Genomic DNA, 13,619 nt, shown 5'->3' with positions numbered 1-13,619 from the left:
GCTAGATGTTGTCATGCGACAGCCACTTGCCTTCCGGCGCACCACGGTAGTGGTTCATCGCGTCCAGCAGGTCCGGCAGGTTATCGGCCACCACAAACAGGTCGAGGTGGCTCGGGCGCACGAAGCCTTCGTTGACGCCGTGTTTCACCATCGCCAGCAGCGGGTCGAAGAAACCGTCCACATTCAAGAGGCCGATCGGCTTGCTGTGCACCGACAGCTGCGCCCAGGTCAGCATCTCGAACAGCTCGTCGTAGGTACCAAAGCCGCCAGGCAAGGCGATGAAGCCGCCGGACAGGTCTTCCATCAGCGCCTTGCGCTCGTGCATGGTACGCGTGACGTGCAGCTCGGATAGGCCTTGGTGGGCCACTTCTTTCTCTTTCAGGAAGCCCGGAATCACGCCGATGACACGGCCGCCGGCGGCCAGCGCGGCGTCGGCGGCCTCGCCCATCAGGCCGATATTGCCGCCACCGTACACCAGGGTAATGGCGCGGGCGGCCAGGGTACGGCCCAGCTCTTGCGCGGCCAGCTTGTAAGCCAGGCGCACGCCGCTATTGGAGCCGCAAAACAGGCAAACGGATTGGATGCTCATGAGGGTCTTTCTGGCAGCCGCCGGCTGGCGGCCGCCGATTCGTTACAGTACGGCTTGCGGGTAGGCGCCCAGCACCTTCACGAAGGAGGTGCGTTCACCCAGTTCGCGCAAGGCCTGCGCAATATTGTCGCTGCTGTGGTGACCTTCCATGTCGATGAAGAACACGTAGTCCCACAGCCCCGCACGCGACGGCCGCGACTCCAGCTTGGTCATCGAGACACCGTTGGCCGCCAGCGGTTCCAGCAGCGAATGCACGGCGCCGGGGCGGTTAGGGGCAGACACGATGATGGAGGTTTTGTCCTGCGCCGTGGGGCCCACTTCCTGATGGCCCAGCACCAGGAAACGCGTGGTGTTGTTCGGCTCGTCTTCGATGTTCTCGGCCAGCTTGGTCAGGTTGTAGCGTTCGGCTGCAGCCTGGCCGGCAATGGCGGCGCAGTCGGCGTCTTCTGCGGCCAACCTGGCGGCTTCGGCGTTGCTGGCCACCGAAATGCGCTCCACATTGGCCGGCAGGTTCTTGTTCAGCCATTCGTGACATTGCGCCAGCGCCTGCGCGTGGGCGTACACGCGGCGGATGCCGTCCAGCGACGGCGTATTGCGCAGCAAGTGGTGATGAATGCGCAGTACCACCTCGCCGCAGATTTTCAGCGGCGTGCTCACCATCAGGTCCAGCGTGCGGCCTACCGCGCCTTCGGTGGAGTTTTCCACCGGCGCTACCACGTAATCCAGCGCGCGCGATTCCACCAGCCGGAATGCCTCGTCGATCGAACTGCACGCCACGGTTCGCGCGGCGTGGCCAAAGTGCTTCAGCGTTGCCAGCTGGGTAAAGCTGCCTTCCGGGCCCAGATAGGCAATGGACAGCGGCTTTTCCAGCGCCAGGCATTCGGACATGATCTCGCGGAACAGCCGCGCCACCGACTCGCCCGGCAGCGGGCCGGGGTTCAGTGCCTTGATGCGGCGCAGCACCTGCGCTTCGCGTTCCGGCCGGTAGATGATGCCGCCGCCCTTGATCTCGCCGATATCGCGAGCGTGCTGGGCGCGCTGGTTAAGAAGATGGAGGATGTCGACGTCGATCTGGTCGATGGCGTCACGATGCTGCTTGAGGAGGTCGTCTGACACGATTCAGAGGTCTTTCAGGATGACAAATTGGCCTTTTCCGATAGGGTAAGTTTCCGCGAGATAGCCATGCGTCGCAAGCACCGCAGCAATAAAATCGGCACACTCGGCAGCATGCGACACGGCATTATCCATCACCACCAGCCCACCCGGCGCCATGATGCGCGTGATTTCCGGCCAATAGCCTGCATATCTTGCGCGATCGGCGTCCAGGAACAGCATATCCACCGACTCGTCGTCGGCGTCGGCCAGCAGGGAAAACGCGTCGCCGGTGCGGGCATCCACCATATCGCTGACGCCAAACGCCTCCAGCGTGGCGTGCGCCAGCGCCGTTTTGTGCGCCGAGACATCAATGGTGAACACCCTGCCCTTGTGCGCCTTGGCCGCCAGCGCCAGCCACACGGTAGAAAACCCGTTGCTGGTGCCGATTTCCAGCACGGTGCGGGCGCGACGGCTGCGCGACAGCTGATACAGGAACTTGCCGGTATCCGGCGTGATGTTGAGGCGCTTTTCGCGCCGCTCGCTGTGGCTGGCGTCAAACTGCTCGCCCTGTTGCCACAACAGCTGCAATTGTTGCAAATGGGTTTGTGTCAGCATGCTGGCCTCCTTGCGCCATGCTTTTGTCGTGCACAGTGTACGGCAGCGATGCCATGCGGCCAACCCGGCCGCCCTGCTAGAAGCAGCCGGCGATGGTATTGCCCAGGCCCACAATAAAGTCCGGCCGGCTGTAAGCCCACAGGCCGGCCGCCAGCGCCAGCAGCAAGGCCGCTGCCAGCAGCCACTTCACGCCTTGGCCCCCTGCACCGCCACCGGCACTTCCTTCACCGGCAGGTTGGCCGCAGCGGCCAGCACGCCCAGCACCATGGCCATGCCCCATACGATGTCGTAGCTGCCGGTGTGGTCGTAGATCAGCCCGCCCAGCCACACCCCCAGAAAACTGCCGACCTGGTGCGAGAAAAACACCGCGCCCGACAGCATGCCGAGGTTACGCACGCCAAACAGGCTGACGATGACGCCGTTGGTCAGCGGCACCGTGGACAGCCACAGAAAGCCGATGGCGGCAGCAAACAGCGCCACCGACAGCGACGACAGCGGCAATAGCAGGAACAAGCCGATCACCACGGTGCGGGCAAAGTAGATACCGGCCAGCAGGTAAGGTTTGGCGTAGCGGCCACCCAGCTTGCCGGCAGTATAGGTACCGCCGATATTGAACAGCCCGATCAGCGCCAGCGCCATGCTGGCCACGCCGCCGGCCAGACCGTGATCGCGCAGGTAGGCGGGCAAGTGCACACCGATGAACACCACCTGAAAACCGCACACGAAATAACCGGCCATCAGCAGGCGGAACGAGCGCTGCTGCCAGGCCTGGCCAAAGGCACCGACCATACCCTGCCAGATGCTGCCCGTGGCGGCCGGCACCGGCGGCGCCTCGCGGTAGGCGCGCGCCATCGGCGCGGCCAACGGCAACAGCAGCGTGGCCATGGCGGCCAGGATGAGCAAGGCCGGCAGCCAGCCCAGGCTATCGATCAGGCCGCGCTCGATCGGCACCATCATGAACTGGCCGAACGACCCCGCCGCCGCGGTAATGCCCATCGCGCCGGAGCGCTGCGCGTCCGGCACCGCGCGCACGATGACGCAGAACACTACGCTATAGGTGGTACACGACAATGCCAGCCCCAGCAGCAAACCGGCCGAGCCGGACAACAGCCAGCCGGTGCTGGACACCGTCATCAGCAGCAAGCCCAGCGCGTACAGCGCCCCGCCGGCCAGCAGCACCCTGCCCGGCCCGTGGCGGTCGGCAAAGGCGCCGGCAAACGGCTGCGTGGCACCCCACACCAGGTTTTGCAGGCCCAGCGCCAGTGCAAAGGTCTCGCGGCTCCAGCCAAAGGCCTGCGTCATCGGCGGTAGGAAAAAACCGAAACCATGGCGAATGCCCATGCTGAGCGACACGATGGCGCCGGCAGCCAGCAACAACAGGGTGAGCGGGGACAGGTTACGCATCGGCATTCTCCACGGGTAGAACCGGCATCATGCGCCGGAATGGTGCCCGCTTGCCAGCCGGTCACGGCAAACAGACTTGTCAGCCACGCGAACAGCGGGCAACAAAAAGCCCCTTCCGTCTGAAAGGGGCTTTGACACGCAGTTGACCGCGATGCGGCCAACCTGGCGGTGATCAACCGTGCTGACGGGCAAAATCCAGCATGAAATGCACCAGCGCCTTCACGCCTTCGATCGGCATGGCGTTGTAGATGGACGCGCGCATGCCACCGACAGAGCGATGGCCTTTCAGCTGCACCAGGCCGTTTTTCTTGGCTTCGGACAGGAACAGGTCTTCCAGCGCCTCGTCTTTCAGGCGGAACACCACGTTCATCTTGGAGCGGTACGGCGCGTCGATATGGCTGTAGTAGAAGCCGTTGCTGCTATCGATGGCGTGGTACAGCAGGCCGGCCTTCTCTTCGTTACGCGCCGCCATGCCCTTGATGCCGCCCTGGGTCTTCAGCCATTTGAACACCAGGCCCGCGATGTAGATCGGGTAGGTGGCCGGCGTGTTGTACATGGAGTCGGCGTCGGCGTGCACCTGGTAGTTCAGCATGGTGGGCGTTTGCGGCTGGGCGCGGCCCAGCAGGTCTTCGCGCACGATCACCACGGTCAGGCCGGACGGGCCGATGTTCTTCTGCGCGCCGGCGTAGATCAGGCCGAACTTCGACACGTCGATCTCGCGCGACAGGAAGTCGGACGACATGTCGCACACCAGCGGCACGCTGCCGGTATCGGGGATGGCGCTGTACTGCAGGCCGCCGATGGTTTCGTTGGAGGTGTAGTGGAAGTACGCGGCGTCGGCGCGGCACTGCCAGCTCTCCACCGCCGGCACGGTGGCGTAGTTGCTGTCGGCACTGCTGGCTACCACGTTAACGCCGGTATAGCGTTTGGCTTCTTTCACCGCCAGGCGCGACCAGTGGCCGGTATCCAGCACGTCGATCACGCCATCTGCCGGCGCCAGGTTCAGCGGCACCATCGAAAACTGCTGCGACGCCCCACCCTGCATGAACAACACCTTGTAGCCGGCCGGAATCTGCAGCAGCTCGCGCAGGTCCTGCTCGGCGTCGTGGATGATTTCCATGAATTCCTTGCCGCGGTGGCTCATTTCCATCACCGACATGCCGGAGCCGTGCCAGTCCAGCAGCTCGGCTTGCGCCGTGGCCAGTACTTCGTGGGGCAGAACGGCGGGGCCGGCCGAAAAGTTGTACACCTTTGCCATGTCAGACCTCTGTCTCTTTGTCTCTAGTCGTCAAAAAGCCACGCTGGCAGCGTGGCTTGGTGTGTTTAGCTGCCGGTGCTGAGCAGGAAGTGCGCCCGCGCCACCGCTACCGGTTTCTTGCGGTCTTCCTGCCACGCCTCGATCAGGACGTGCGCCACGCGCTTGCCCTGCTTGGTGATCTCGCACTGGGCGTACAACGTCTGGGCCTTGCCCGAGCGCAGGTAGTCCAGCGAGAAATCGACAATCTTCGGGGCTTCCAGCGACTCGCGGTTCCACATCAGGTGCAACAGCGCGGCGTTTTCCAGAAAGCCGCCGATCAAGCCACCGTGCAGCGCCGGCAAGGTGGTGTTACCCACGTTGCGCTCGTAGAACGGCAGCGAAAACAGCAACTCGCCCGCCGCGTCCTCGCCACATTCCACGCCCATCAGGCGGGCGTACGGCACGGCGGCGATCACCTCGGTAAACCGCTTTTCGTCGCGCAGGCGGTTGAAGGTTTCCATGAAGTCGCTCACGGCTTGTCCTCCACCTGCAGCATCGGTTTGGGGTTGGAGTCGCGCATGAAGGTGGCCACACCGTGGGCGATCGGGTCGTCCGGTGACTCGTGATAGCACACGGCACGGGTAAAAGCGATCTGGCTGGCCATGCGGTAGCACTCCGCGGTGCAGTAGATGGCCTTCCCCGGGGTGGCGGCTTTCAGGTAGTCGATACGCAGGTCCAGCGTGGCGATGGTTTCGTAGTCCTGCATATTGGCCGCCACCGATACCGCGCTGGTGGTGTCGACGATGGAGGTGATCACCCCGCCGTGCACCACGCCGGTAGCCGGGTTGCCCACCAGGTCTTCCCGCCACGCCACCCGCAGCGTCGGCTTGCGGCCAACGGTACCCAGGTATTCAAAACCCAGCGTGCGGCAATGCGGCAAGCTGACAAACAGCTCGCCCATTGCCTTCAGCACTTCAGGGTTGGCCGCGTCGGCGTGACTCATTCGGCTGCGCCCTCGCCGGCTTCGGCGGCGCCAGCGTCCACGGCAACGTCGGTCACCTCACCTGCTTCGGCTTCGGCGCTGTCTTCGCTCTCGGCCACTTTCACCAGGCATACCAGCTGCTCGCCTTCGTCCAGGTTGATCAGGCGCACGCCCTGGGCCGAACGGCCGGTTTCGCGGATCTGGTCGACCTTGGTACGGATCAGCACGCCGCCGGTGGTGATCAGCATCACGTCGTCGCTGTCTTCCACCAGGCTGGCGGATACCAGGTTCAGGCCGGTCTTGTCGGTGAGATCCATGGCGATCACGCCCTGGGTGCCACGGCTGGTCTGGCGGAATTCGCCGACACGGGTACGTTTGCCGTAGCCGCCGTCGCTGGCGGTCAGCACTTGCTGCTCGTCGCTGTTGGCCACCAGCAGCGAAATCACCTGCTGGCCTTCTGCCAGCGCCATGCCGCGTACGCCACCGGCGGTACGGCCCATCGGGCGCACATTGGTTTCGTCAAAGCGCACCGCCTTGCCGGCATTGCTGAACAGCATGACCTGGTCGCTGCCGCTGGTCAGCGCGACGCCTACCAGGGTGTCGCCTTCGTCCAGTTTCACCGCGATGATGCCGGCGGTACGCGGGCGGCTGAAGGCCTCCAGCGGGGTTTTCTTCACGGTGCCGTTGCCGGTACACATGAACACGAACGGGCCTTTGACCTTGTCGCTAACCTCGGAGTCGTCGTCCAGCTCCGGCTCGTTACCGGTAAAGGCTTTCACCGGCAGCATGGCGCTGATCTTCTCGCCGTCCTGCAGCGGCAGCACGTTGACAACCGGCTTGCCACGGCTGGTACGGCCGCCCTGCGGCATGTCGTATACCTTGATCCAGTAGCAACGGCCAAAGCTGGAGAAGCACAGCACGTAGTCGTGGGTGTTGGCCACGAACAGCGTGTTGATGAAATCGTCGTCCTTGGTGGCGGCGGCTTGCTTGCCACGGCCGCCACGGCGCTGCGCCTGGTAGTCGCCTACCGGCTGCGCTTTCAGGTAGCCGCTGTGCGACAGGGTGACCACCATTTCCTGCGGCGTGATCAGGTCTTCGATGTTGATATCGCCACCGAACGGCTCGATCTCGGAGCGGCGCTTGTCGCCGTATTGCAGGCGGATGGCGGCCAACTCGTCGTGGATGATCTGGTTGATGCGTTCCGGGCGCGCCAGGATGTCGATCAGGTCGAGGATGATTTCCATGATGTCGCGGTACTCGCCGACGATCTTGTCCTGCTCCAGGCCGGTCAGGCGCTGCAGGCGCAGGTCCAGAATGGCCTGGGCCTGGGTTTCGGACAGGAAGTAGCCGTCGGGGTGCAGACCATAGTTGGCCGCCAGCCCGTCCGGGCGCGCCTGGGTCTGGTCCACGCGCGCCAGCATGCTTTCCACCAGCTCGGAGCGCCAGGCGCGGCCCATCAGCGCAGCTTTTGCTTGCGGGGGCGCTTCGGAGGCCTTGATCAGCGCAATGATCTCGTCCACGTTGGACAGCGCCACGGCCAGGCCTTCCAGGATATGGCCGCGTTCGCGCGCCTTGCGCAGTTCGTAGATGGTGCGACGGGTCACCACTTCGCGGCGGTGACGCAGGAATTCTTCGATGATCTGCTTCAGGTTCAGCAGGCGCGGCTGGCCGTCGACCAGCGCCACCATGTTGATACCGAAGCTGTCTTGCAGCTGGGTCAGCTTGTACAGGTGGTTCAGCACCACCTCCGGCATTTCGCCACGCTTGAGCTCGATCACCACGCGCATGCCGGACTTGTCCGACTCGTCGCGCAGGTCGGAAATGCCTTCGATCAGCTTGTCGCGTACCAGCTCGCTGATGCGCTCCAGCAGGCGGGCCTTGTTCACCTGGTACGGGATCTCGTCCACGATGATGGCCTGGCGGTCGCCCTTGCCGATGTCTTCGAAGTGCACGCGGGCGCGCATGATGGCGCGGCCACGGCCGGTACGGTACGCCTCTTTGATGCCGGCGGTACCGTAGATGATGCCGGCGGTGGGGAAGTCCGGCGCCGGAATGATGTCGATCAGCTCGTCGATGGTCATGTCGCTGTTGGCCAGCAGGGCCAGGCAGCCGTCGATGACTTCGCTGATGTTGTGCGGCGGAATATTGGTGGCCATGCCCACCGCAATACCCGAGCTGCCATTGATCAGCAGGTTCGGAATGCGTGCCGGCAGGATCAGCGGTTCGTGCTCGGAGCCGTCGTAGTTGGGGCCGAAGTCGACGGTTTCCTTGTCGATATCGGCCAGCAGTTCGTGCGCAATGCGCGCCATGCGGATCTCGGTGTAACGCATGGCGGCGGCGTTGTCGCCATCGACCGAACCGAAGTTACCCTGACCATCCACCAGCGGGTAGCGCAGGCTGAAATCCTGCGCCATGCGCACGATGGTGTCGTACACCGCGCTATCGCCGTGCGGGTGGTATTTACCAATCACGTCACCCACGATACGCGCCGACTTCTTGTAGGCCCGGTTCCAGTCGTTCGACAGTTCGTGCATGGCAAACAGCACGCGGCGATGTACCGGCTTGAGGCCGTCGCGCACGTCCGGCAGGGCACGGCCGACGATCACGCTCATGGCGTAATCGAGATAAGAACGACGCATCTCCTCTTCGAGGCTGATGGGAAGCGTTTCCTTGGCAAAAAGCTGGTCGGTCATGGAAATCCGTATCAGAGACAAAAATTATGCCCCATTCTACCACAAAGCCATGTCCGGCATGCCCCTGTGCAATGCGACCCGCCCATGAAAAAAGCCGGCAAAGCCGGCCTTTTTCGGTGCTGCACCCTCACATTTAACGCGTGCCGATGTGCAGCTTTTTCTCCAGACGCGAAATCCCCCACGCCATCAGCATGGTCAGTGCCAGGTAGATGAAGGAAATAGTCAGATACGGTTCCCAGTAACGCGAGTACACACCGGCCACGGTGCGCGCCGCGTACGCCAGCTCGGCCAAGCCGATGGCCGACACCAGCGAGCTGTCTTTCAGCAGCATGATGGCCTCGTTACCCAGCGGCGGCAGCATGCGGCGGAACGCCTGCGGCACGATGACGAACTTCATGGTCTGGCCGTAGCTCAGGCCCAGCGAGCGCGCGGCTTCCATCTGGCCCTTGTCGATGGACTGGATACCGGCGCGGAAGATTTCGGTAATGTAGGCCCCTGCGTTCAGCGTCAGCGCCAGCAGGCCCGACAGGAAGGCCCCGTAGTTCTGGCGCAGGTCACGCGCCAAGTCGCCATCGATCAGCATGCCGTCCACTGGGTGGATCAGCATCGGCATCAGCGCGAAGTGCACCAGCAGGATCTGCACGAACAGCGGCGTGCCGCGAAAGAAGGCCACATAGGCCGCTGACGGCCAGCGCACGCCAAACTTCAACACATACTTGGCCGCGCCGTGCTTGGCCTCAGCCAGACGCGCCATCCCCATGAACAGACCGATCAGCGTCCCCAGCACTACAGCTACCAGGGTAATCCCCACGGTCATCTTGGCACCCTCGACAAACAAGGGTGCGTATTCGGCAATCATGCCCCAACGGAAATCCATGCTCTGCTCCCGGCTTTAAAATAGAAAGCGGCGGATCTGCCCGCAGACCCGCCGCTGATCTTGTTGTTATTTGGCGCCGAAGTATTTATTGAAAATCTGGTCGTACGTGCCGTCAGCCTTGATGGCTTTCAGGCCGGCATTCACCTTGCCTTGCAGTTCGGCATTGCCTTTTTTCACGACAAAGCCGTAGTACTCGGGGGCGAAGCTCTTGGTGTCTTCCACGGTGGTCATACCGTGTTGCGGGTTGTTCTTCACGTAGTTGATGACCACACCGTTGTCACCCACTGCCGCATCCACACCACCGGTTTCCAGCTCTTTGAGTGCCAAAGGCATGTTCTCGAAGCGCTTGATATTGGGGTTGGTCTTGCCCAGCAGTTTCTGCACCACTTCGTCGCCGGTAGTGCCGGTCTGCACGGCCACTTTCTTGTTTTTCAGATCCTGGAACGACTTCACGTCGGACACACCCTTGGCTACCGCAATCAGCTGGCGCGCCTCGAAGTACGGATCGGAAAAGTCCATGCTTTGCTTGCGCTCGTCGGTAATGGTAATGGCCGACGCCAGAATATCGCGGTCACCCTGCTCCACGGTGGCGAACATGCCTTCCCACGGCGTGTTGACGAACTTCACCTTGAAACCGCCCTTGGCCGCTACCGCGCTCAGCACCTCGATATCGAAACCGACGATATCGCCCTTGTCGGTTTGGAATTCGAACGGCGCGTAGCTGGCGTCAGTACCAACGACGTATTCCTTGCCCTCACCCCCCGCTGCGGATGCCTCGGCTTTGGGCGCAGAGGATTCAGCCGCCGCTTCCGGGGCTTTCTGGCCGCAGCCAACCAGTGCAAAAGCAGACAACAGCATACCCGCCAGCAATGTTCTTCTCGTTTGTTTCATCCCTAATCTCCTTGATTTTCGGCGCTGAACCCTTTTCCTTGTGGGAACGGGCTGCGTGCTAATATAGCAACCTCGTTCAGGGGCCACAATGCGAAAAACCCCGAGGCCAAACCAGCAGAATCATTCACATGCAATTTACCCGCACCATTGCGTCCATCGTGGCGCTTAGCCTGGCACTTTCTGCCACGCCAGCCGCCGCCGAAGGCGAAGACGCACCCCTGCCGGGCGATTTCCAGTTGGCACCGGCGGCACGCCCGCCCAAGGCAAAACCACTGAATCTGCCACCGGTCAGCCCTGCCAGCAGTGCCGACAAGGCCGCGGAGCCGGCCCCCAGGGCAGCCGCCACAGCCAAGCGCAGCAAGCACAAGGCCAGCCAGCAGGCACGCAAAGCAAGCAAGCCGCGCGCCAGCAAACCGGCACGCGAAGCACGTCGCCAGCAGGCCGCCAGCAAACCCTCCGCCAAGCGCAGCGCGCAACGGCAAGTAACCGGCAAGCGCGGCCAAGTGAAAGCGCGGCAGATTGCTCGTAGTAAAAAAGCAACGGCACTGAAACGGCCGGCTATCCGCCAAGGTAAAGCGCGCCAGATTTCACGCCAGAACGTCAAACGCAAAAACATCAGCCAGAACGTTGCCCAACGCAAAAAAGCGGCCAAAAAGCCCAAGGCGGTAAAAAAACCGCCGCGCAGCGTTGCCAAAGCAAAAAAGTGACGGCATAATTCGCCTCCTTCGCCGGTGTAGCTCAGTTGGTAGAGCAGCTGACTTGTAATCAGAAGGTCGAGGGTTCGACTCCTTTCTCCGGCACCAAATACGCAAAAGCCCCGCACACACGTGCGGGGCTTTTGTCATTCAGGCTGTGCCACAGCCACACGCGACGCCAGCGCCGCACGCAAGACAAAGCCTGCTTGCAAGGCAAGCAGGCTTTATTTACACGCAGCCGCCACGTCAGAGCTGCCTGCCCTACGCTTCCAGCACCTCACCCTCCTGCTGCAGACGCCACATCTCGGCATAGCGGCCGCCAGCGGCCAACAGCTCGCGATGGGTGCCACGTTCGATGATACGGCCGGCGTCCATCACCAGGATGCAGTCCGCCTCGGCAATGGTGGACAAGCGGTGCGCGATGATCAGCGTGGTACGGTTGGCCGCAATGCTCAGCAGCTCAGCCTGGATGGCTTTTTCGGTCCGCGAATCCAGCGCGCTGGTAGCCTCGTCGAACACCAGCACCGGCGGGTTTTTCAGGATGGTACGCGCAATCGCCACCCGCTGCTTTTCACCGCCGGACAGCTTCAGGCCACGCTCGCCCACCGTGGTGTCGTAGCCGTCCGGTAAGCCCATCACGAAGTCGTGGATATGCGCCGAACGCGCCGCCTCGATCACTTCCTCGCGACTGGCGTCGGGCCGGCCGTAGGCGATGTTGTAGTAGATGCTGTCGTTGAACAGCACCGTATCCTGCGGCACGATGCCGATATGGGCGCGCAGGCTGTCCTGGCTTAGCTGGCGGATGTCGTAGCCATTGAAGGTGATGCGCCCGGCGCTGGCGTCATAGAAACGGAACAGCAAGCGCGACAGCGTGGACTTGCCGGCGCCGCTGGCGCCGACCACCGCTACGGTATGGCCGGCCGGAATCTCGAAGCTGACGTCGTGCAATATCTGCCGCTTGGCGTCGTAGCCAAACGCCACCTGTTCGAAAGCAATGCTCACCTGGCGCGCGTCCAGCGCCACCGCACCGGCGCTATCCGCCACCTCGGCCCCCACATTCAGCAAGGTGAACATGCGCTCCATGTCGGCCAGCGCGTGACGGATCTCGCGGTAGACAAAGCCCAGAAAGTGCAGCGGCGACCACAGCTGGGTAATGAAGGTAGCCACCAGCACCACGTCGCCCACCGTCATTTCGCCGCGCGTCACGCCGCGTGCGGCCAACCACATGATCAGCGTGACGCCGGCCGCAATGATGGCGCCCTGCCCGGCGTTCAGCATCGACAGCGATACCTGGTTCTTGATCGCCGATTGCTCCCACGACGCTAGGTTGCCGTCGTAACGCTGCGTTTCGAAGCGCTCGTTACCGAAGTACTTGACCGTTTCGTAGTTGATCAGCGCGTCGATGGCCTTGCTGTTGGCGCGCGAATCCAGCTCGTTCATGCTGCGGCGGAACACGGTGCGCCACTCCGTCACCGTCAGGGTAAAGGCAATGTAGAGCGCAATGGTGCCGAAGGTCACAATGGCGAACCAGGCGTCGTAGCGGCTGAGCAGAATGCCCACCACCAGCGCGATCTCGATCAGCGTCGGCAGGATGTTGAACACGGTGAAGTTCAGCAAGAAGCCGATACCCTTGGTGCCGCGTTCAATATCGCGGCTCATGCCGCCGGTTTGGCGCTCCAGGTGAAAGCGCAGGCTGAGGCGGAACAGGTGCGAAAACACCTCGCGCGCCACGTTGCGCACCGCGCCCTGCACCACACGGGCAAAGATCGCGTCGCGCAGCTCGCCCAGCACGCTGGACAGCAAGCGCGCCAGGCCGTAGCCGGCAAGCGCCAGCAACGGCACCATCGCCGCGGTAGCCGGCAGCGACAGCTGGTCGACGATGTCTTTCAGGTATAAGGGCGTGGTCACCCCCGCCACCTTAGCCGCAATCAGGCAGCTCAGCGCCAGCAGCACGCGGTGCTTGAAGCGCCACAAGTAAGGCAGCAGCGTTTTCAGGGTTTTCAGATCGTTGCGATCGGCCGGGGGCGGGGTACTGCCGGAAACATAAGGACGCATGCAGGCTTTCGGTCAGGCTGGTTCAGTGCAGTACGCGCGGCGCCAGCAGGTGGAATTCGGGGATATCGGCGTCAAAGGCGTGGCCGTCGTCGGCCTCCATGCGGTAGCTGCCCTTCATGCTGCCGTACGGGGTATTCAGCATGGCACCGCTGGTGTAGCTATAGCTCTCGCCCGGCTGCAGGTGCGGGTGCTCGCCGATTACGCCCATGCCGCGCACTTCCTGCACCCGGCCGGTGGCGTCGGTAATGATCCAGTGCCGCGACAGCAGCCTGGCCGGCGCACTGCCGGTATTGCGGATGGTAATGCGGTAGGCAAAAGCGTAGCGATCTTCGGCTACGCTGGATTCGGCTTCCTGGTAGAAGGCTTCGGCACTCACGGTAATGTGGTAGGTCTGGCTCACGGCAACTCCCGGTAACAACGCAGTCTGGCGCGCCGATGACACGGCGGCGGATGACAATCCAAGCTCGCATTGTAAGCCATCGCCCC

General features: G+C 62.9%; 13 protein-coding genes and 1 tRNA gene. 2 read left to right on the top strand and 12 right to left on the bottom strand.

All coding sequences use genetic code 11. The features are described from left to right. Window position 1: 1 nt before the first annotated feature. From FLQ03_RS14925 to FLQ03_RS14880, 10 genes are all read right to left on the bottom strand, one after another. On the bottom strand, window positions 2–589 hold the full coding sequence (locus tag FLQ03_RS14925) for an LOG family protein (protein WP_144371686.1): 588 nt from the start codon (window positions 587–589) through the stop codon (window positions 2–4). 42 nt (window positions 590–631) lie between these two features. Further along, window positions 632–1,705 (bottom strand): prephenate dehydratase, encoded by a 1,074-nt coding sequence (gene pheA / locus FLQ03_RS14920; RefSeq protein WP_144371685.1) that lies wholly within the window; start codon window positions 1,703–1,705, stop codon window positions 632–634. Between the two features lie 3 nt (window positions 1,706–1,708). Beyond that, on the bottom strand, window positions 1,709–2,299 hold the full coding sequence (locus tag FLQ03_RS14915; RefSeq protein ID WP_144371684.1) for an O-methyltransferase: 591 nt from the start codon (window positions 2,297–2,299) through the stop codon (window positions 1,709–1,711). A gap of 186 nt (window positions 2,300–2,485) precedes the next feature. Continuing rightward, window positions 2,486–3,703 carry an MFS transporter gene (locus FLQ03_RS14910; RefSeq protein WP_206210995.1) on the bottom strand — a complete coding sequence of 406 codons (1,218 nt, stop codon included), beginning with the start codon at window positions 3,701–3,703 and terminating at the stop codon, window positions 2,486–2,488. Between the two features lie 172 nt (window positions 3,704–3,875). Next, window positions 3,876–4,961, bottom strand: coding sequence for a 3-phosphoserine/phosphohydroxythreonine transaminase (serC, locus tag FLQ03_RS14905; protein WP_144371682.1), 1,086 nt, complete (start codon window positions 4,959–4,961; stop codon window positions 3,876–3,878). A gap of 65 nt (window positions 4,962–5,026) precedes the next feature. Continuing rightward, complete coding sequence (locus FLQ03_RS14900; RefSeq protein ID WP_144371681.1) at window positions 5,027–5,473, bottom strand: PaaI family thioesterase; 447 nt, start codon at window positions 5,471–5,473, stop codon at window positions 5,027–5,029. After that, window positions 5,470–5,943 (bottom strand): PaaI family thioesterase, encoded by a 474-nt coding sequence (locus FLQ03_RS14895; RefSeq protein ID WP_144371680.1) that lies wholly within the window; start codon window positions 5,941–5,943, stop codon window positions 5,470–5,472. Before FLQ03_RS14895 ends, FLQ03_RS14900 begins: the two co-directional genes overlap by 4 nt. Next, complete coding sequence (gyrA, locus tag FLQ03_RS14890; protein ID WP_144371679.1) at window positions 5,940–8,615, bottom strand: DNA gyrase subunit A; 2,676 nt, start codon at window positions 8,613–8,615, stop codon at window positions 5,940–5,942. The genes FLQ03_RS14895 and gyrA overlap by 4 nt, the downstream gene beginning before the upstream one ends. Before the next feature lie 133 nt (window positions 8,616–8,748). Next, window positions 8,749–9,492 (bottom strand): amino acid ABC transporter permease, encoded by a 744-nt coding sequence (locus FLQ03_RS14885; protein WP_144371678.1) that lies wholly within the window; start codon window positions 9,490–9,492, stop codon window positions 8,749–8,751. 66 nt (window positions 9,493–9,558) lie between these two features. After that, window positions 9,559–10,383 (bottom strand): basic amino acid ABC transporter substrate-binding protein, encoded by an 825-nt coding sequence (locus FLQ03_RS14880; protein WP_144371677.1) that lies wholly within the window; start codon window positions 10,381–10,383, stop codon window positions 9,559–9,561. A 128-nt stretch (window positions 10,384–10,511) separates the two neighbouring features. On the opposite strand from FLQ03_RS14880, the gene FLQ03_RS14875 reads away from it, so the two are divergent. Together FLQ03_RS14875 and FLQ03_RS14870 are read left to right on the top strand one after the other, a co-directional pair. Next, window positions 10,512–11,090: a hypothetical protein gene (locus tag FLQ03_RS14875; protein WP_144371676.1), complete on the top strand. Its 579-nt coding sequence runs from the start codon at window positions 10,512–10,514 to the stop codon at window positions 11,088–11,090. Window positions 11,091–11,110: 20 nt separating this feature from the next. Further along, window positions 11,111–11,186: transfer RNA gene (locus FLQ03_RS14870), tRNA-Thr, on the top strand. 153 nt (window positions 11,187–11,339) lie between these two features. On the opposite strand, the gene FLQ03_RS14865 is transcribed toward FLQ03_RS14870, so the two are convergent. Both FLQ03_RS14865 and apaG read right to left on the bottom strand, forming a co-directional pair. Beyond that, complete coding sequence (locus FLQ03_RS14865) at window positions 11,340–13,133, bottom strand: ABCB family ABC transporter ATP-binding protein/permease (protein WP_144371675.1); 1,794 nt, start codon at window positions 13,131–13,133, stop codon at window positions 11,340–11,342. 22 nt (window positions 13,134–13,155) lie between these two features. Next, window positions 13,156–13,533, bottom strand: a complete 378-nt coding sequence (gene apaG / locus FLQ03_RS14860; RefSeq protein ID WP_240802283.1) for a Co2+/Mg2+ efflux protein ApaG — start codon at window positions 13,531–13,533, stop codon at window positions 13,156–13,158. Window positions 13,534–13,619 lie beyond the last annotated feature (86 nt).

Origin of the sequence: Vogesella urethralis (assembly GCF_007644045.2) — a bacterium.
Lineage (GTDB): Bacteria > Pseudomonadota > Gammaproteobacteria > Burkholderiales > Chromobacteriaceae > Vogesella > Vogesella urethralis.
Note: the sequence above shows the minus strand (reverse complement) of the source record. Positions and strands in the feature narration are given on the sequence as shown.